Raw genomic sequence first — 18435 nt, 5'->3', positions numbered from 1 at the left:
GTTACGCTTTCACCAGCGCGCGGTAGTCGAGACGGCGGTGGAACCAGTACTGATAGCCCGAGACGTTCTTCTGCATCGCGACGTTGACATAGGGCTGATACAGCGGGATGCGCGGGATATCCTTGAACGCCAGGTCGACGAAGCCCTTGACGTCCTTGTCGTAGGTCGCCTTGTCGCCGATCGCGGCGGCGTCGACGGCGCCATGGATGAAATCGTCCATCGTCTTCGACTGGTAGCTCATGGTGTTGAAGATCGAATTCTTGCCGTCGTAACACCAGATGAAGAAGTATTCGGGATAATCGAGCCAGCCGGAGAACACGTTGGTGTAGAGCGGCAGCACCTTCTTGTTGAGCTCGGTGCGCCAGTTGGCGCCCGGAATCTTGTTGATGGTGGTCTTGATTCCGATCTGCCCCAGGCTCTCCTGCACCAGCACGCAGAGCGGCTCGTTGACCCCGGCAAATCCGAGATCGAACGACAGCGTGGTCTCGAAGCCGTTGGGATAGCCGGCTTCCGCCAGCAACGCCTTGGCCTTCGCGATGTCGGTGATGAATTTGGTCGGCTGCGGCCACGCCACCTCGGTCGGCGCATTGGCGGCTGCGCCGAACATCGGCCTGGCGAGACCGAACAGCACCGCATCCATGATCTTCTGATAGGGGATCGCACAGGCAACCGCCTCGCGCACCTTCGGATTGTCGAACGGCGGAATCTTGACGTTCATGCCGATGTACTGGACGCCGTTGGAATACGGCACCGACACGATATTGAGCTTGCCGTCGCCCTTGAGCTCGACGAAGTCCTTGTTCGGCAGATCGTAGGAGATGTCGGCGTCGCCGCGCTCCAAGAGCGCGCGGCGGTTGCCGGCCTGCGGCACCATGCGCCAGATCACCCGCTTGACCTTGGGCAAGGATCCGCCGACCCAGGCGTCGTTGCGCTCCATGATCACTTCGGTGCCGGCAGTCCACTTCGTCACCTTGTAGGCGCCGCCGCCCGCGGTCTGCTGCTTGGTGTATTCGAGACCCCACGGGTCCTTCTCGCTGGCGTTCTTCTTCACCAGTTCGGAATTGATCACGCAGGGTACGATCACCGCGAGATCGGGAATCGTCAGGCGGTCCTTCTTGGCGAAATCGATCCGCACCGTATTGTCGTCGACGACGACGAATTGCTCGGTCTTGGTCAGCGAGCCAGCGCCCATCTGGAAGGTCGGGAAGCCGCCGACAGAGACCGCGCGGTCGAGCGACCACTTGACGTCCTTTGCCGTCACCGGCGCGCCGTCGTGGAATTTCGCGTTCTTCTTCAGCTTGAAGGTCACCGACATGTCGCCGACCTTCATGTCTTCGGCGAGTTCGGGCTTGAACTTGTCGCGGTCGTAATACGGCACGCCGCCGGGACCGCTCTTCATTTCGTGGCTGATCAAGCGGTCGTAGCAATTCCACGATACCTCGTAGCCGGGCACATTGGTGCCGACGCCGTGAATGTCGAGATTGTTGGGACCGCTTTCCGAGACGATCAACAGCGTCTCGGAACGGGCGTCAGCCTTGGCGGCGGACCAGATCGCCGGCGCCGGCACCATCGTGCCCGCCGCAACCCCGGTGACAGATTTCAGAAAATCGCGACGCTTCATGTGCTGCTCCAACGCACGAGGGGAATCGGCTTTGGAACAGACTTCGCAAGGTTTGTGCCAGAACTTAACGAAGGCCTAATATCCAGCTAATCCATTGATTCTCTAAATGAATGCTGGAATTCCCGGGCCATGAACGCTTCGCGCCGGCGCATGGCATTGCATACAAAGAGGCTTCTTTGCCTGTTTTGTATGCAGATTATTGCGATCGCTATTTTCTTGTGCGACGGCGGATAGGCCCGCGCCGCGGTCATCTCCGCGGTCAAACGGGCCAGAGCAATTCCTGCAGTTCGTAGAGGTCATCGGCGTTCCGCTGCCAACCCTCGATACAGATATGGCTGTTGGGATCGCTGGCGCGGTGCAGCAGAAGCAGCGCCATCAGCCGGCGCTTCACGGCGAAATCGATATCCGCGCTGGAATAGCCGAATCCCGCGAACAGGCTTCGAACGCGACGCGGCATCCCGGCGGTCATGAAGGCGCTCGGGCCCAGCAGGTCGTATTCGCCCCTTCCCGTCATCACGTCGCCGAAGTCGATCAGCCCCGAAAGCCGCCAGCCTCCGCCTTCGCAACTCAGCAGAAAGTTCTCCGGAATGTATTCCCCGGTCAGGATCACCGGCGGCGCCTCCAGCACAACCAGCGCTTCCGCATCGGAAAGCAGATCGTCCAGCCCGTCCAGGAATTTTCGCGGCAATCCGAGGCGCCGGTGTCTTGCCCGGCATCCTTCGATCTGCCCACGCATGAACCGGTCCCAGCCCGGCTCGATCCGGCTTAGCTCACCGCAGGGAACACGCTGCACTTCCGCGATGGCCGCACCGATCTGGGCGAGGACGCGCTCCTTCTGCTCCTCCGGCAAGGCAGGCCACGATTCGTTGCCCGGGATGCCGGATAATCGCGTGATGACGAGATACGGCCAATCGTCGCGCTCGCCCTCCAACACGATTTCGGGAATCGGAATACTGAGCCGTCCGCGAAGCTGCGCCAGCGCGATCCGCTCTGAAGCGAACTGGCTGCGCAGGAATGGCGGAAAGATCTTCAGGATCAGCCGGCTATCGAGACCGACGACAAGATTGGTACCATTGGTGAATGGCTGAGGTGTCGTGCACGGAAGGCCGTGGCTGCGTGCAATATCGAGCGCCGCCGGCAACCACAGCGACGCGTCGGCTCGCCACGACCGGAAAGCCTCAGGGTTCGTCAGAACCGGCAGTGAGTGCATGAATGGCAGAGGCCGCGCCCTTCCTGATTCGATGCCGGCGACATACCTCTACCGGTCCGGATTGGCGCGCTCGAACTGGCGCAGCAGCCGGTTGCCGCGCTCGACGGCGGAATCGAGTGCTCCTTGCGCGGTTTTCTTGCCGGCGAAGGCCTGCTCCAGTTCGTCGTCGATCGTATCGCGGACCAGCACGAAGGAGCCGAGCCGGAGCCCCCGCGAATTTTCGGTCGGCACCTTCTGGGTGATCTGCTCGATCGAGATCGCCGCACCCGGGTTGCGGTCGTAAAAACCCTGCGCGCGGGTCAGATCGAACGCCGCCCGCGTCACCGGCAGGTAACCGGTGTTCTGGTGCCACGCCGCCTGAACCTCCGGCCTCGACAGGAATCCGAAGAATTTCGCCACGCCCTTGTATTCGGCTCGCGGCCGGTCGCGCAGCACCCACAAGGTCGCACCGCCGATGATGGTGTTCTGCGGCGCGCCGGCGACGTCGGGCCAGTACGGCAGCATGCCGTAGCCGACCTCGAATTTCGAATTGGCCTTGATGTCGGCGCGCGTCGCCGAGGAGCCGATGAAGATTCCACATTCGCCCTTCTGAAACCGCGGCTCCGCGGTCTGCGCCCGGCCGCTGTAGTCGAACACCTTGGTGGCCTGCCACTCCGACAGTTGCGCGATATGGCGCACCATCACCGGATTGTTGAAATTGAGTTCGGCGTCGAGGCCGCCGAAGCCGTTGGCCCTGGTCGAGATCGGCAGATTGTGGAATGCGGAAAAATTCTCGACGTTGATCCATGACGGCCAGGAAGTGGTCAAGCCGCAGGCCGCGCCGGACGCCCGCAGCCGCTTTGCTGCCGCGCCGACCTCCGGCCAGGTCTTCGGCGCCGCTTCGGGGTCGAGGCCGGCGGCACGGAACATGGCCTTGTTGTAATAAAGGATCGGTGTCGAGGCGTTGAACGGGAACGACAGCATGTTGCCGGCGATATCGGCATAGTAGCCGGTCACCGCCGGAAGATACGCGGCCGGCGAAAACGCCTCGGCTTCGTTGCGCATCAATTCGAACACCGGGTAGATCGCGCCTTTCGCGGCCATCATGGTCGCGGTCGCGATCTCGTTGACCTGAACGATGGCGGGCTGGCTGCGCGAGCGGAACGCGAAAATCGACGCCATCACGGTTTCGGTGTAGTTGCCCTTGTAGCTCGGCATGATCCGGTATTCGGATTGCGATGCGTTGAAATCCGCAGCTAGCTTCTCCAGCTGCCGGCCGAGTTCGCCCGACATCGCGTGCCACCACCTGATCTCGGTCACCGCCCACGCCGGCGACGTCAGGGTCACCGCGGCGGCGATGGCGGCGAGTTGCAAGAACCTGAGAGCCGAATTCACCATAAAACCATTCTAATCCGTCGCGGCCGATACGCGTTTTGCGTGTGATGCGCCCTGATAAGACCCTACGCCGGCGGTTTCAATCGGCAAAAGCGAGAAGCCGCAGCGCACCATTGACGCCTCCCCGACGTTGGCAGGATAGCCATCTCTCGCCGGCTTCTGCTAAATGGGGTTGAACCTTTTTTCCCGCGCAGCGACACCATCATGAGGGGATGATTTTGCCTGTGTACAGCCGCGCCGAACTTTCGCGGACGGTAGCACTCGTTGTCGCGTTGTCCTTGACGGCGGTCTCGACGGGCGCGGTCGCGCGCGAATTCCGCGCCGCCGACACCCAGAGCGAAGATTATCCGACCGTGCAGGCGCTGCGTTACATGGGCCGCATGATCGCGGAGAAGAGCGGCGGCCGGCACCAGATCCGGGTGTTTCACTCGCGCCAGCTCGGCGAGGAAAAGGAAACCATCGAGCAGACCCGTGCCGGCGCCATCGATCTCAATCGCAGCAACGTGGCGCTGATCGGAACCTTCGTGCCGGCCATGAGCGTGCTGGCGATGCCGTTCCTGTTTCGCTCCGCCGAACATCTGCAGAAGGTGCTGGATGGACCGATCGGTAATGAAATTCTCGGCAGCTTCGACGCTTACGGATTTGTCGGGCTGGCGTTCTATGATTCCGGGGCGCGATCGATCTACAACAGCGTCCGGCCGGTCCGCTCGACCGCCGACATGAAAGGCTTGCGGCTTCGCGTGCAACAGTCCGAATTGATGTCCGCCATGATAAGGGGCCTCGGCGCCGAACCGGTCGAACTGCCCTATGGACGGGTCCTCACCGGGCTTGCCACAAAGCTGGTCGACGGCGCGGACAACAACTGGCCATCCTTCGTCACCACGGATCATTACAAGTACGCCGGCTACTACACCCTCACCGAACACACGATGTCGCCGGAAGTGCTGGTGATGTCGCAGAAAGCCTGGGATAGCCTGTCGGCCGAGGACCGCAAGATTTTTCGCGAGGCGGCGCTGCGGTCGAGCCGGTTCATGCGCGAGAAATGGCGCGATCTCGAGGAGCAGTCGCGCCGGCAGGCGGAAGCCGCGGGGGTGACCATCGTGACCGATTTCGACCGCGAGCCCTTCGAAGCCGCGATGACCGGCATCTACGCCAAGGCGCGGCGCGATCCCGCGGCGGCGCAGTTGATCGAACGAATTCGCAAGGTGGAGTGAATTGGCTTTGGCGACACCGCGGCAGGACGAAGCTGTGGAACGGCCGGCGAGCCTCGCCGCGCGGACCCGCGCCCGCATTGTCGGGTTGGTCCGCGCAGTGCCGATCCGCTGGCGCATCCTGTCGATTGCCGCGCTGAACTCGGCGGTGGTCGTGGTGCTTGCCGCCATGATCTGGAACGGCGCCCAGGTGCTTCGCTCCGCCTGGGACGACGTGCGGCAGGTACGCGAATCCGACAAGGTCCTGGCGCTGCTGGAAAGCGAAACCGGCCGCCTGCAGAACCTGATCCACCGCTACATCAACCAGCCGAGCCCCGAACTGTTCGCCGAGATCCTGCTGCTGCGCGAGGCGGTGCTGGGCACGCTGACCACCCGCGCCTCGACTGACCCGATGCTGTCGGGATCGGTGGCGGAACTCGAGCGCGTCACCGAGAAATTCCTCAACGGCTTCGGCGAGTTGCGCGCGGTCCAGGCCACGATCACGAAGACCTACCAGGACCAGGTGCTGGCCCCCGCCAAGGACATGGCCGGACTGTATTCGATCATCGAGGGCGCCACCGGGCATCGCGAGGCGCTGATCTGGCCGTCGCTCGGCAAATCGCGCGAGGCGTTCACCGCGATGCTGGTCGCCGCCAACTCCTATTATCTGTCGCTGGCTAGCGCCTCCGCCGAGGACGCCCGCAGGAATACCGAGACCATCGAGAAAACCATCCCTGTCATGTCCGATCTCGCCGACAACGATCTGCAGCGGCTGGCGCTGCAGCGGCTGCAGGCCAGAACAGCCGCGCTGCGCGCGGGCTTCGCCAAATTGTCGGAGCAGCTGGCGAACCGGACCGAGCTGCTGCGCAACACCATCGACGCCAGCCAGGCCGAGGCCATCGGCGCCATCGACGATCTGTCGGTGAAGATGCGCCAGCGCGAGCAGAAGGCGCAGGCGACCTTCGACCGCACGCTGAACAACATCTCCCGCAAGGTGCTATCGATCGCCGTGATCTTCCTCGGCATCATCCTCAGCGCCGGGGTCATCATCGCGCTTTCGATCCGGTTGCCGCTGCAGCAGATCATGGCGGCGATGCATGCCATCACCACCGGCGACTACAATCGGCGGGTGCAGGGCACCAACGCCAGGGACGAGGTCGGCGCGATGGCGCGCGCGGTGGAGGTGTTCCGCGAGAACGCCATCGCCAAGCGCGAAACCGAAGACGAGCTGCGCACCTCGAAGGAGAAGGCCGAGGGCGCGCTGCTCGAGCTGAACGCCGCCCAGCAGAACCTGATCGATGCCGAGCGGCTCGCCGCGCTCGGCGGACTGGTCGCGGGCGTCGCCCATGAGGTCAACAACCCGATCGGCATCAGCCTCACGGTGGCGTCGAGTTTCGCGCGGCGGGCGGAGATGTTCGAGGCCGAGCTGAAATCCGACGGCGCGCTGCGACGCTCCCAGCTTGAGGAATTCGTCCGCTCCTCGCGCGACGCAGCGGGGCAGCTGGTGGCCAACCTGCATCGCGCCGGCGAGCTGATCCAGTCGTTCAAGCAGGTCGCGGTGGACCGCTCGCATGCCGAACGCCGGCAATTCAGCCTGAGGGAGGCCACCGACCAGATCATCGCCAGCCTGCGGCCGGTGCTGAAGCGAGCGCCGATCTCGCTCTCGGTCGACGTGCCGGAAGGTCTCATCATCGACGGTTATCCGGGCTCCTACGGCCAAATTCTGACCAATTTGTTCCTCAACGCGGCCAATCATGCGTTTGCCGACGGCCGCAGCGGGGCGATCTCGATTTCGGCGCGACCGCGCGGCAGCGACGATGTCGAGATCATTTTTGCCGATAACGGGGCCGGAATGACGCCGGACGTGCAGCGGCAGGCCTTCGACCCGTTCTTTACCACCCGCCGCAACGAGGGCGGCACCGGGCTCGGCCTGCACATTGTTTATAATCTGGTTACCCAGCAGCTCGGCGGCCGGATGATGCTGGATTCAAGACTGGGACAAGGCACCACATTTCGCATTATCATGCCGCGGACCGCCAGGGGCGGCTCCGACACTGCAGAACAAGCTAGCGACGGGATTCCTCAATGGCCGAACAGGACGATGTCCTCCACCTGATCGACGATTCCGGAACCGCTCCGGAGAAGTCGACGGCGCGCAAATGGAAGGTCGCCGTCATCGACGACGACCAGGCCGTGCATGAAGGCACCAGGTTTGCGCTGAGCGACTACAATCTCAACGGCCAGACGCTCGAGATCCTGTCGGCCTATTCGGCGGCCGAGGGCCGCAAATTGATGCGCGCGCATCCCGACATCGCCGCCGTGCTGCTCGACGTCATCATGGAGACCGACGCCGCGGGCCTCGATCTCGTCGAATACATCCGCAACGAGATCAAGAACGAGACCGTCCGCATCATCCTGCGCACCGGGCAGCCCGGACAGGCGCCCGAGCGCCGCGTCATCGTCCAGTACGACATCAACGATTACAAGGCCAAGACCGAACTCACCGCCGACAAGCTGTTTACCTCGCTGACCGCGGCGCTGCGCAGCTACCAGCAGCTCGAACGCATGGTGCAGACCCGGCGCGGGCTGGAGATCATCATCGACGCCGCCTCCACGCTGTACGATTTCAAGTCGATGCAGCGGCTCGCCGAGGGCGTGCTGACGCAGCTCGCCTCGCTGCTTAATGTCGATTGCGCCGGCATACTGGTGTTGCGCGACGATGGCGGCGCCGGCACCGATTTCTCGGTGCTCGCGGGCTCCGGCTGCTACAGCCGCTTCATCGGCTCGGCCGGATCGCGATCGCTCGATCCGGATTTGCGCCAGATGGTCGAAGCCGCGTTCCAGCGCCGCAAGAACGAGTTCGCCGATCACCGCACCGTGCTCTATCTGCGCACCGGCAGCGGCCGCGAGGTGGTGGTGCTGCTGCAGGCCGAGCGCCCGCTGTCGGACACCGACCGCGCGCTGGTCGAGATTTTCTCCAGCCGGCTGTCGATCGCCTTCGACAACGTAATCCTCTATCAGCAACTGCACGAGGCCAACACCCAGCTCGAGGACCGCGTCGCCCAGCGCACCCGCGCGCTGATGCAGGCCAACCGCCGGCTGTCGTCGCAGTGGATGCGGCTGCAGCGCGCCAACGGCTTCAAGAACGAGATTCTCGGCACCGTCGCCCACGACCTCAAAAATCCGCTCGGCGTCATCCTCGGCCGCACCGAAATGCTGACCGAACTGATCGGCGCCAGCGCCTCCAGGGAGAGCGTCACCGCCCAGGTCGAGCATATCCGCGACGCCACCAAGCGCCTGACCTCGATGGTCGACCACCTGATTTCGGATGCGATGGCCGACGCCTTCGACATTTCGATCCGCCGTGAGCCGGTCGATATCGCAGGGCTCGTCAGCGAGGTCGCCGACGCCAACCAGCCCCTGGCGGTCAACAAGCAGCAGACCATCATGGTGTCGGCGCCGCCGAATATCGTCACGATGTGCGACGCCGACCGGATGCGCGAGGCGATCGACAATCTCGTCAGCAACGCCATCAAATATTCACCGATCGGCGGCAAGATCACGGTACTGGTGACTCACGATCTGGACAACACCATCATCCGCATCGCCGACGAGGGCGCAGGCCTCTCTCCGGAAGATCTCGGCCGGCTGTTCGGCCGCTTCCAGCGGCTCTCCGCGAAACCCACCGCCGGCGAAAGCTCGACCGGCCTCGGCCTGTCGATCGTCAAGCGTATCATCGACATGCATGGCGGCGAGGTCACTGCCGACAGCGGCGGGCCCGGCCAGGGCTCGACCTTCACCGTGATCTTGCCCGCGACCGAGATGTCATGACCCAAAGTCAGCAACACATCGTCATCGTCGACGACGAGGCGCCGGCCCGCGAGATGGTCGGCGAATACCTCAAGATGCACGGCTTCAACGTGACGCTGTGCGACGGCGGCAAGACCCTGCGCGAGGCGATCGATGTCTCGGTCCCCGATCTCGTGGTGCTCGATCTCAACATGCCCGAGGAGGACGGACTTTCCATCATCCGCGACCTCAAGAGCCGCACCAACGTCCCGGTCATCATGCTGACGGCGACCGCGAGCCCGATCGACCGCGTGGTCGGGCTCGAGCTCGGCGCCGACGACTACGTCGCAAAACCGTGCGAGCTGCGCGAATTGATGGCGCGGATCCGCTCGGTACTGCGGCGCTCCTCGCCGGCCAAGGCGCCGACGGCCGCGCCGGAAGCCGCCGGCGCAAAAGCCAAGGATCAGCTGGTGCGGTTCGGCACCAAGTGGCTCGATCTCGAGGCGCAGGCGCTGCGCGACGACGAGGGCAATGAGCATCCGCTGACCGCGTCCGAATTCGGCCTGCTCAAGGTGTTCGCCGCCAATCCGAAGCGGGTGCTGTCGCGCGAGCGGCTCCTGGAATTGGCCAACGCCCGCGACGCCGAGGCCTTCGACCGCGCTGTCGATCTCCGGATCATGCGGATCCGGCGCAAGATCGAGATCGATCCGACCAAGCCGGCAGTGATCCGCACCATCCGCGGCGGCGGCTATTTGTTTTCGCCGATCGGCGACAAGGCGTGAGCGTCAGCACATTCTAGCGTCGTCCTCGCGAACGCGAGGACCCATGACCGCCGCTGTTCGTTGTCAAAGGGACTGTCGCTCCAGCTTCGCGCAACACGAACGTCCTGTGGTTGATGGGGTGGACGGCCCCCTACGGCATCAGTTGTGCCAGAATGAGGTTGTTGCAAATCTCAGACAAAGGAGCCGTCCGTGGAACAGATTATCCGAATTGGCATGGATACGTCGAAGCATATTTTCCAGCTGCATGGGGTTGATGCGACCGAACGGCCGGTGTTGCGCAGGCGGCTCGGCCGGGCGCAAATGGTGGCATTTTTTACCAAGCAGCCGCCGACCGTGATCGGGATCGAGGCCTGCGGTGCGGCGCATTATTGGGCGCGCGAGCTTGGCAAGCTCGGCCACGAGGTGAAGCTGATCGCGCCGCAACACGTGAAGCCTTACGTCAGGCGGAACAAGAACGACGGGCGAGATGCCGAGGGGCTGTGTGAAGCGATGGGCCGACCGACGATGCGGTTTGTGCCAGTGAAGACGGCCGAGCAGCAGGCAGCTTTGATGCTGGCAGGTCTCCGCGAGCAGATGGTCGCCCGTCGCACCCAGCTCAGCAATATGATCCGGGGCTATGCGGCAGAGTTCGGCCTTGCGGTGGCCAAGGGCCTCGACAAGATCGAACCGCTTTTAGCTGGCATCGCGCAAGATGACAGCGTGCCGGCGCTGGCGCGCGAGTCGTTTGCGGTCCAGGGCCGCGAGTACGCGCAGTTGCAGGGAGAGTTGAAGGCAATCGAAGCCAGGCTGAGGGCCTGGCACCGCGGCAATGCCGATAGCCGGCGCTTGGCGAAGATTCCAGGAGTCGGGCCGATCGGCGCCACGGCGCTGGTGATGAAGACGCCTGATCCGCGTGCCTTCTCCTCGGGCCGGCATTTTGCGGCCTGGCTCGGACTGACCCCGAAAGACCACTCCACTGCCGGCAAAACCCGGCTCGGCAAGATCACCCGTGCCGGCGATGAGAGGTTGCGCAGCGTGCTGGTGGCAGGAGCGACCGCCGTGATTCAGCAGGCGAAGTACGGCCGTGGCCATCCATCGCCCTGGCTGATCGCTTTGCTCAAGCGCAAGCCGCCAAAACTCGCGGCGGTGGCGCTCGCCAACAAGATTGCCCGCATCGCCTGGAAACTGATGGTTACGGGGGATAATTACGACGGCGCGCGGATGTCTGAGGCATCGGCGTCAGCCGCCTAAGAGATCAGCCGGTAAGTTCGTCTTATCGGCTGAGCCGGAGCTGCAAGAGGAGCAGATGGTAGGATCGATCGATCCGAGGTGCGAGACAATCCGTGGGACCCATTGGCCCAAGACAGGTCGTGTGGTTGTTTGGAACTCGCGTCGCGGAAGCCATCTTGGCCAGCGGTCCAAGCGACCGCACCAACAGGCCGGACATATGGATGCAAGCGATCCGATCAGACCTCAAAAAACTCTTGTGGCACGGGGGCCGTCCACATATGATGGGTCCCGGCGCGTAGGCCGGGACGACATCTCTATTGTGGTCGGCTTCTCGCCTCCCGCAGGAGGATGAAGGCGCCTCGGAACGGGAATCGGTTCCCCCCCGATCGTGGCCCTCTCCATTTTCCGCGCGTTGAAATTACGGGCTTTTTTGTGCCGAATGTTTCGTCGCTGACCTCGCGACGAAACAATTCTCCTGCGCACGAAACCATTTTCCCCTTGGCGTGCAGACGTCCCGAAACCTTCGTTAATTATCAATCGGCTCTAACGAGACGCCGCCAATGGCGAATACCGGGAGCTTGTCATGCAGAACGTCGTCGCTATCAACGCCGCAGCCCGTCAAGGCATCATCGCTGCCCGGGCGACTTCGGATGAAATGCTGCTGGAAAGCATTGCCGATGGCGGCCGAACCGCGATGCATATCCTTTATTCCCGTCACAACGTCCGGGTTTACCGCTTCATCCTGCGCATCGTGCGCGATACCAGCATGGCCGAAGACCTCGTCAGCCAGGTCTTCCTCGACGTGTGGCGCACCGCCAAGCAGTTCGAGGGCCGTTCGCAGGTTTCCACCTGGCTGTTGTCGATCGCCCGTTTCAAGGCGCTGACTGCGCTGCGCCAGCGCCGGCATGAGGATATCGACCAGGAAGACGTGCTTGAAATCGCCGATGACGCCGACACGCCGGAGGCTTCGCTCGACCGCAGCAACACCTCGGCGATCCTGCGCGCCTGCGTGGCCAAACTGTCGCCGGCGCATCGCGAGATCATCAACCTCGTCTACTACCACGAGAAATCGGTGGAGGAGGCCGGTGCGATCATCGGTATCCCCCAGAGCACCGTGAAGACGCGAATGTTCTATGCCCGCAAGCAGCTTGCAGACTTGCTTAAGGGCGCCGGCGTGGACAGCCTCGCCGCATAAAATGACATCTTTTCAATTAGTTACGGTGTAGTTCAGGCGACCGAACCGTCGCTTTTCGAGGGCGAAACCGTTACCGCCCACGAAACAAATGAAACAATTGACGACATCACCCGGAAAAACTCTGCCGTTACACCCACACTCACGAACGCAACGCCAACGCCAACGCCGGACAGGAGAACGAAAATGCTGAAGCCCTCCTTCCGCCTCTTCATTATCCCGCTCGGCGCCGTCTGCACCCTGGCCTCGCTGTCCGCCCAGAACACCGCCCCCCGCGCCCAGCGCGACACCGGTTCGATGTTCGTCCGCGAGCAAGTGGTTGATTGCAGCAACAAGAATCCCAGCGAGGTCTGCGTGATCTCCTTCGACAACGAGACCACCACCCGCTGAACCTGTTTTTTAGCCTTCTTTCCTCCCAAGTAACCTCCAACGACCCGGCCGGGATGCCCCCCAGCCGGGTCGCTCTGCGTTTGGGAACAGGTTGGACTGGATCTCCTGCTCGATATTTGCAACTCATTCTCATTTGCATTAAGTTGAGCGCCTGAGTTATTCGGTGAGTTCAAATCATCAGGGGGAGACCACGATGTTCATCTCGTATCGCGCCGCGATTGGCGCTTCTGTCGTGCTCGGCCTCGTCTCAGGCGCGGCGATCGCAGCAGGGGATTTGTCGAAGCAGACCCCGATCGAGCTGACGGTCGCGCTGGGCTCGCCCGGCAAGCACGAATTCACGCCGAAACAACTGCGCTTCGAGACCGGCAAGCTCTACAAACTGATCCTTCGCAACGACAGCAACGAACCGCATTACTTCACTTCACACGCCTTCTCGCAGATGGTGTGGACGCGAAAGGTGCAGGTCACGCAACAGCGCGACGGCAAGGCCGTGACGCTCGCCGAGTTCAAGGGCGCGATGCGCGAGATCGAGGTTTATCCGGGGCAATCCGCCGAATGGTGGCTGGTGCCGGTCGCGGCCGGCCGCGTCACCGATCTGCGCTGCGACATCAAGGCCGCGGACGGCAAGACCCACGCCGAACTCGGCATGACCGGCGAAATCGTCATCGAGTAACGGCGCGCGCACGCTGCCGGCAATCATCGCGCGATTGGCCTCACAAACACGTGACGCGGCCGACGTAACGCGCCACCCTGCCGGCTCGAAGAACCCAGCGAGACCTCGCGTGCCCGACGGCCCGATCGAGAGTCAGACGGGATTTTCGATGCTCAACCTCGTTCTCGCTTTGCTCGCCGGCGTCGTCACCATCGCCGCGCCCTGCACGCTGCCGGTGCTGCCGATCCTGCTCGGCGCCTCCGTCGGCCAGACCGGCCGAGTGCGCCCGGCAATGATCGCGGCGGGTTTTGTGATGTCGTTTTCGGCGACCGCGCTGGCGCTCGGCGCGATCACCCGCATCTTCGACTTCGATCCCAACAGCCTGCGCACCGCCGCGACCGTGCTGCTGCTCGGGTTCGGCCTGCTGATGATCTGGCCCAGGCCGTTCGAATGGCTGTCGATCCGGCTCAGTGGGCTGCTCCATTCCGGCGCGGCCGGCAGCACGGCGTCCCGCCAGGGCAATCTCGGTGGTTTTGTCCTCGGCACTACGCTCGGCCTGGTCTGGACGCCCTGCGCCGGTCCGGTGCTCGGCTCGATCCTCACCGTCGTCGCGACCTCGCCGGACACCGCATGGGCGAGCGTGCTGCTGATCGTTTACGCGATCGGCGCCGCGATCCCGATGCTGGCGATCGCCTATGGCGGCCAGGCCGTCACCACCCGCGTCCGCAGTGTCGCGAGATTTTCGCCAAGACTGCAGCAGGGCTTCGGCGTCGTCGTGATCGCTTTCGCGGTCGCGTCCTACCTCCAATACGACACGCTGATCGTGTCGTGGCTGACGGCATTTTATCCGAACGGCCAGCTCGGCCTGTAATCAACCCGCACGAAGGAGACCACCATGACCCCACGATCGCTCGCCACCTGCGCCTCGGTGCTCGCCCTCTGCCTGATCGGTGCAGCCAGCCCCGGCTTCAGCGGCGAGGCGGCGCGCGACCGGACCGCGCCGTTCGCGGTCGCCGCCGTGCAGGGCAGCGCGCCAAACTTCACCGGCATCAACAACTGGTTCAATTCCGCGCCGCTCAACATCGCCGACCTGCGCGGCAAGGTGGTGCTGGTAGATTTCTGGACCTATGGCTGCGTCAACTGCGTCAACACCCTGCCGCACGTCGTCGAGCTCTACGCAAAATACAAAGACCGCGGCCTCGTCGTGGTCGGCGTCCATACCCCCGAATTCCCGTTCGAGCGGTCGGCCTCCAACGTGCAGGCCGCGCTGAAGCGGCACCGCATCACCTATCCGGTGGCGCAGGACAATGATTCGAAGACCTGGAACGCGTACCGCAACCAGTATTGGCCGGCGCAGTACATCGTCGACCAGAGCGGCAAGATCGTGTTCCATCACGACGGCGAAGGCCAGTACGACCAGATCGACCGCACCATCGCGCGGCTGCTGAACGCCAATAGCTGACCAAAGCGCTTTCGAAGAAGAGCGCGCCAAGACAGAAAATTGAGCCTCGATTCCGATTCGGCCGGAATCGAGGCTCAGTACTGCGATCTGCAAGGTACCGTCGTCATGTCCGGCGTGGTAAGGTTCACACCGGATCAGCAGCAACGGATGGCTTCGCGATGTTCGAGGGCTGGGATGCCGTGGTACTGGCCCGGGCGCAGTTCGCCTTCACGATGTCGTTTCACATCGTGTTTCCCGCCTTCTCGATCGGGCTGGCCAGCTATCTCGCGGTGCTGGAGGCGCTCTGGCTGTGGACCGGGCGCGAGGTCTTCATCAACCTGTTCAATTACTGGCTGAAGATTTTCGCGGTCGCGTTCGGCATGGGCGTGGTGTCGGGCATCGTGATGTCCTACCAGTTCGGCACCAACTGGTCGGTCTTCTCCGACAAGACCGGTCCGGTGATCGGCCCCTTGATGGCTTACGAGGTGCTGACCGCCTTCTTCCTCGAGGCGGGCTTCCTCGGCGTCATGCTGTTCGGCCTGGAGCGGGTCGGCCACCGGCTGCATTTCATCGCCACCCTGATGGTGGCCGTCGGCACGCTGATCTCGGCGTTCTGGATCCTGTCGGCCAATTCCTGGATGCAGACGCCGGCCGGCTACGCCGTCAATGCCGACGGCCAGTTCGTCGCCGCCGACTGGCTCAAGGTGATTTTCAATCCCTCGTTTCCCTATCGCCTCGTGCACATGGTGCTGGCGGCCTACCTGACGACTGCGCTGGTGGTCGGCGCCGTCGGCGCGTTTCATCTGCTGCGCGACCGGCATCTTGCGGGTCCGCGGGTGATGTTCTCGATGGCGATGTGGATGGCGACCTTGGTGGCGCCGATCCAGATCGTCGCCGGCGACCAGCACGGCCTCAACACGCTGGAACATCAGCCGGTGAAGATCATGGCGATGGAAGGTCATTTCGAGAGCCACAAGGACGGCGCGCCGCTGGTGCTGTTCGGGCTGCCCGACCAGGCCGCAGGCAAGGTGAAATACGCGGTCGAAGTGCCGAAGCTGGGCTCGCTGATCCTCAAACATTCGCTCGATGCGCCGCTTGCCGGCCTCGACACCGTGCCGCGCAAAGACTGGCCGCCGGTGCCGATCGCCTTCTGGTCGTTCCGGATCATGGTCGGCATGGGATTTTTGATGATGGGGCTCGGCCTGCTCAGCCTGTGGGCACGCTGGCGCGGCACGCTCTATCATTCCCGCCTGCTGCACATGTTCGCGCTGGCGATGGCGCCTTCGGGCTTCATCGCCGTGCTGGCGGGCTGGGTCACCACCGAGACCGGGCGCCAGCCGTTCACGGTGTACGGGCTGTTGCGGACGGTTGACGCCGCTTCCCCGCTGGCTGCGCCCGCGGTCGCATCCTCCCTGATCGCCTTCATCATCGTCTATTTCGCGGTGTTCTCCGCCGGCGTCATCTATCTTCTGCGTTTGATGGCGGCGCCGCCGCATCACGGCGAACGGGGACCGGGCGGCGATGTGCCGGCGCGCGCCGCCGGCATCACGCCCGCCGCCGGGGCGACAGCGCGGGGGACTGCCTGATGACCGGCGCCATCGACCTCGCGACCGTCTGGGCCTTCATCATCGCGTTTGCGGTGTTCGTCTACGTTGTCATGGACGGATTCGACCTCGGGCTCGGCATCCTGTTTCCGCTGTTTCCCAAGAAAGAAGATCGCGACGTGATCATGAACAGCGTCGCGCCGGTCTGGGACGGCAACGAAACCTGGCTGGTGCTCGGCGGCGGCGGCCTGATGGCGGCGTTTCCGCTGGCCTATGCGGTGCTGATGCCGGCGCTGTACACGCCGATGATCGCGATGCTGATCGGCCTGATCTTTCGCGGCGTCGCCTTCGAGTTTCGCTGGCGCGTAACACAGGGCAAGCGCAATCGCTGGGACGTCGCCTTTGCCGGCGGATCGCTGCTGGCGACGCTGGCGCAGGGCATCGCGCTCGGCGCCATCCTGCAGGGCGTGCATGTCGAGGGGCGGCATTATGCCGGCGGCTGGTGGGACTGGCTGACGCCGTTCAGCGTCCTGACCGGGATCGCGCTGGCGATCGGCTACGCACTGTTGGGCGCGACCTGGCTGGTCATGAAGACCGAAGGCCCGTTGCGCGACAAGGCCTATCATCTCTGCTGGTTCCTGTTGTTCGCGATGATCGGCGCCATCGGCGCGGTCAGCATCGCCACGCCGTTCCTCCATATCCAGTACACGCAGCGCTGGTTCAGCTGGCCGAACGTCATCCTGACCGCGCCGGTGCCGATCGCGGTCGCCGCCGTGACCGTCCTGCTGCTGCGCAGCCTCGCCAACAAATGGGACTACCAGCCGTTCTTCCTGACGCTGGCGCTGTTCGCACTGTCCTATGCCGGGTTGGGCATCAGCATGTGGCCCTATATCGTGCCGCAGAGCATCACCATCTGGCAGGCGGCATCGCCGGAGAACAGCCAGATCTTCATGCTGTTCGGCGTCGCGGCGCTGATCCCGCTGATTCTCGGTTACACCGGCTGGGCCTATTGGGTATTCCGCGGCAAGGTGAAGGCCGGGAGCGGTTATCATTGATGCCGTCAGAGCCAAATCCGCGACCGCTGGCGCAGCGCCTGCTGTGGTTCGCGGCGCTGTGGCTCGGCGGCGTCGGCACCGTGACCCTGCTCTCTTATGGTCTGAGGCTGTGGATTGCACCGAAATAAGGCCGTTCGGCCGAGCTCCGGCGCGGCAGCCGCGACAAAAACCAAAATATCGAAAACAACCCCATGCAAAGTAACAAGGGGTCGCTGGCATGGGTGCTTTACCCGGGAAGAACGCCGGAAAGACCAAGTATATGGGATGTGCCTGCCCAAAACTTGCCATTAAGTTGCCACTGAGATTTGATGGTTCCATGATTTGGCGAAGGCGGCAGGGAGAGATTTGCATGACGAAGTTTCGGCACCTGATCTGGACGATGGCCGCCGCGGCCGGACTGACGCTTTCGGTCTCCCCGAGCTTTGCGCAGAAGCCCGATGTCGGCGACCAGCCGGGCCTCATCGCCGATGACAGCGTCGAACTGGATCCGCAATTCCGGCGCACGGCGGTGCTCTATCGCACCTCGGAAGCCCCCGGCACGATCATCATCGCGACCGCGGAGCGCCATCTCTATTTGATCCAAGGTAACGGCCGCGCGCTGCGCTACGGCATCGGCGTCGGCCGCGAAGGCTTCCAGTGGCAGGGATTGCTGAACATCACGCGCAAGGCGGAATGGCCGGACTGGACCCCGCCGCCGGAGATGATCGCACGCCAGCCCTATCTGCCGCGCTTCATGGCCGGCGGTCCGGGCAATCCGCTCGGGGCGCGTGCGATGTATCTCGGCACCACCGTCTATCGCATCCACGGCACCAACCGACCGGACACGATCGGCACCGCCGTCTCCTCCGGCTGCTTCCGGCTGGTCAATGCCGACGTGAGCGACCTTTACGAGCGCGTCCCGGTCGGCACCAAGGTGATCGTGCGGCAGAAGCCGGAACTGTAAACCACAGCGGCTCGTTTCACGACCGTCCCATTTCCCTGACATT

General features: G+C 63.5%; 17 protein-coding genes. 14 read left to right on the top strand and 3 right to left on the bottom strand.

The window, feature by feature from the left end:
• Position 1: 1 nt before the first annotated feature.
• The 3 genes from KMZ29_RS03340 to ugpB form a co-directional block, all read right to left on the bottom strand.
• The gene (locus KMZ29_RS03340) at positions 2–1621 is read right to left on the bottom strand and encodes an ABC transporter substrate-binding protein (RefSeq protein WP_215622443.1); all 1620 of its coding nucleotides are present in this window, start codon (positions 1619–1621) and stop codon (positions 2–4) included.
• 259 nt (positions 1622–1880) lie between these two features.
• Positions 1881–2831, bottom strand: coding sequence for an aminoglycoside phosphotransferase family protein (locus KMZ29_RS03335; RefSeq protein WP_215622442.1), 951 nt, complete (start codon positions 2829–2831; stop codon positions 1881–1883).
• Positions 2832–2879: 48 nt separating this feature from the next.
• Positions 2880–4208 carry a sn-glycerol-3-phosphate ABC transporter substrate-binding protein UgpB gene (ugpB, locus tag KMZ29_RS03330; RefSeq protein ID WP_215622441.1) on the bottom strand — a complete coding sequence of 443 codons (1329 nt, stop codon included), beginning with the start codon at positions 4206–4208 and terminating at the stop codon, positions 2880–2882.
• Between the two features lie 215 nt (positions 4209–4423).
• Here ugpB and KMZ29_RS03325 point away from each other — a divergent pair, with 215 nt between their 5' ends.
• The 14 genes from KMZ29_RS03325 to KMZ29_RS03260 all read left to right on the top strand — a co-directional run bounded on the left by KMZ29_RS03325 (position 4424) and on the right by KMZ29_RS03260 (position 18392).
• Positions 4424–5419, top strand: a complete 996-nt coding sequence (locus KMZ29_RS03325; RefSeq protein ID WP_215622440.1) for a TRAP transporter substrate-binding protein — start codon at positions 4424–4426, stop codon at positions 5417–5419.
• 7 nt (positions 5420–5426) lie between these two features.
• Positions 5427–7511 (top strand): sensor histidine kinase, encoded by a 2085-nt coding sequence (locus KMZ29_RS03320; protein WP_369810071.1) that lies wholly within the window; start codon positions 5427–5429, stop codon positions 7509–7511.
• Positions 7481–9226, top strand: a complete 1746-nt coding sequence (locus KMZ29_RS03315; RefSeq protein WP_215622439.1) for an ATP-binding response regulator — start codon at positions 7481–7483, stop codon at positions 9224–9226. Before KMZ29_RS03320 ends, KMZ29_RS03315 begins: the two co-directional genes overlap by 31 nt.
• Positions 9223–9966 (top strand): response regulator, encoded by a 744-nt coding sequence (locus KMZ29_RS03310; protein ID WP_215622438.1) that lies wholly within the window; start codon positions 9223–9225, stop codon positions 9964–9966. Before KMZ29_RS03315 ends, KMZ29_RS03310 begins: the two co-directional genes overlap by 4 nt.
• A gap of 189 nt (positions 9967–10155) precedes the next feature.
• Positions 10156–11196, top strand: coding sequence for an IS110 family RNA-guided transposase (locus tag KMZ29_RS03305; protein WP_215621526.1), 1041 nt, complete (start codon positions 10156–10158; stop codon positions 11194–11196).
• Positions 11197–11758: 562 nt separating this feature from the next.
• Positions 11759–12370, top strand: coding sequence for a sigma-70 family RNA polymerase sigma factor (locus tag KMZ29_RS03300; protein WP_215622437.1), 612 nt, complete (start codon positions 11759–11761; stop codon positions 12368–12370).
• 183 nt (positions 12371–12553) lie between these two features.
• Entirely contained in the window at positions 12554–12757 is a 204-nt protein-coding gene (locus KMZ29_RS03295; RefSeq protein ID WP_215622436.1) for a hypothetical protein, read from the top strand.
• 193 nt (positions 12758–12950) lie between these two features.
• The gene (locus KMZ29_RS03290; protein WP_215622435.1) at positions 12951–13430 is read left to right on the top strand and encodes a cupredoxin domain-containing protein; all 480 of its coding nucleotides are present in this window, start codon (positions 12951–12953) and stop codon (positions 13428–13430) included.
• A 148-nt stretch (positions 13431–13578) separates the two neighbouring features.
• On the top strand, positions 13579–14280 hold the full coding sequence (locus tag KMZ29_RS03285; RefSeq protein WP_215624121.1) for a cytochrome c biogenesis CcdA family protein: 702 nt from the start codon (positions 13579–13581) through the stop codon (positions 14278–14280).
• Positions 14281–14304: 24 nt separating this feature from the next.
• Positions 14305–14871: a thioredoxin family protein gene (locus tag KMZ29_RS03280; protein ID WP_215622434.1), complete on the top strand. Its 567-nt coding sequence runs from the start codon at positions 14305–14307 to the stop codon at positions 14869–14871.
• 158 nt (positions 14872–15029) lie between these two features.
• Positions 15030–16436, top strand: coding sequence for a cytochrome ubiquinol oxidase subunit I (locus KMZ29_RS03275; RefSeq protein ID WP_215622433.1), 1407 nt, complete (start codon positions 15030–15032; stop codon positions 16434–16436).
• A complete protein-coding gene (cydB, locus tag KMZ29_RS03270) occupies positions 16436–17449 on the top strand; it encodes a cytochrome d ubiquinol oxidase subunit II (RefSeq protein ID WP_215622432.1) in 1014 nt (337 codons plus the stop codon). Before KMZ29_RS03275 ends, cydB begins: the two co-directional genes overlap by 1 nt.
• Positions 17449–17577 carry a DUF2474 domain-containing protein gene (locus KMZ29_RS03265; RefSeq protein ID WP_215622431.1) on the top strand — a complete coding sequence of 43 codons (129 nt, stop codon included), beginning with the start codon at positions 17449–17451 and terminating at the stop codon, positions 17575–17577. Before cydB ends, KMZ29_RS03265 begins: the two co-directional genes overlap by 1 nt.
• A 221-nt stretch (positions 17578–17798) precedes the next feature.
• A complete protein-coding gene (locus KMZ29_RS03260) occupies positions 17799–18392 on the top strand; it encodes a L,D-transpeptidase (RefSeq protein WP_215622430.1) in 594 nt (197 codons plus the stop codon).
• The last annotated feature ends 43 nt before the right edge of the window (positions 18393–18435 follow it).

It is taken from the genome of Bradyrhizobium sediminis (genome assembly GCF_018736085.1).
GTDB lineage: Bacteria > Pseudomonadota > Alphaproteobacteria > Rhizobiales > Xanthobacteraceae > Bradyrhizobium > Bradyrhizobium sediminis.
Note: the sequence above shows the minus strand (reverse complement) of the source record. Positions and strands in the feature narration are given on the sequence as shown.

Coding starts and splice junctions, on each gene's coding strand:
- KMZ29_RS03340 (WP_215622443.1), bottom strand. CDS start 1,621: ATGAAGCGTCGCGATTTTCTGAAATCTGTCACCGGGGTTGCGGCGGGC.
- KMZ29_RS03335 (WP_215622442.1), bottom strand. CDS start 2,831: ATGCACTCACTGCCGGTTCTGACGAACCCTGAGGCTTTCCGGTCGTGG.
- ugpB (WP_215622441.1), bottom strand. CDS start 4,208: ATGGTGAATTCGGCTCTCAGGTTCTTGCAACTCGCCGCCATCGCCGCC.
- KMZ29_RS03315 (WP_215622439.1), top strand. CDS start 7,481: ATGGCCGAACAGGACGATGTCCTCCACCTGATCGACGATTCCGGAACC.
- KMZ29_RS03310 (WP_215622438.1), top strand. CDS start 9,223: ATGACCCAAAGTCAGCAACACATCGTCATCGTCGACGACGAGGCGCCG.
- KMZ29_RS03300 (WP_215622437.1), top strand. CDS start 11,759: ATGCAGAACGTCGTCGCTATCAACGCCGCAGCCCGTCAAGGCATCATC.
- KMZ29_RS03295 (WP_215622436.1), top strand. CDS start 12,554: ATGCTGAAGCCCTCCTTCCGCCTCTTCATTATCCCGCTCGGCGCCGTC.
- KMZ29_RS03290 (WP_215622435.1), top strand. CDS start 12,951: ATGTTCATCTCGTATCGCGCCGCGATTGGCGCTTCTGTCGTGCTCGGC.
- KMZ29_RS03285 (WP_215624121.1), top strand. CDS start 13,579: ATGCTCAACCTCGTTCTCGCTTTGCTCGCCGGCGTCGTCACCATCGCC.
- KMZ29_RS03280 (WP_215622434.1), top strand. CDS start 14,305: ATGACCCCACGATCGCTCGCCACCTGCGCCTCGGTGCTCGCCCTCTGC.
- KMZ29_RS03275 (WP_215622433.1), top strand. CDS start 15,030: ATGTTCGAGGGCTGGGATGCCGTGGTACTGGCCCGGGCGCAGTTCGCC.
- cydB (WP_215622432.1), top strand. CDS start 16,436: ATGACCGGCGCCATCGACCTCGCGACCGTCTGGGCCTTCATCATCGCG.
- KMZ29_RS03265 (WP_215622431.1), top strand. CDS start 17,449: ATGCCGTCAGAGCCAAATCCGCGACCGCTGGCGCAGCGCCTGCTGTGG.
- KMZ29_RS03260 (WP_215622430.1), top strand. CDS start 17,799: ATGACGAAGTTTCGGCACCTGATCTGGACGATGGCCGCCGCGGCCGGA.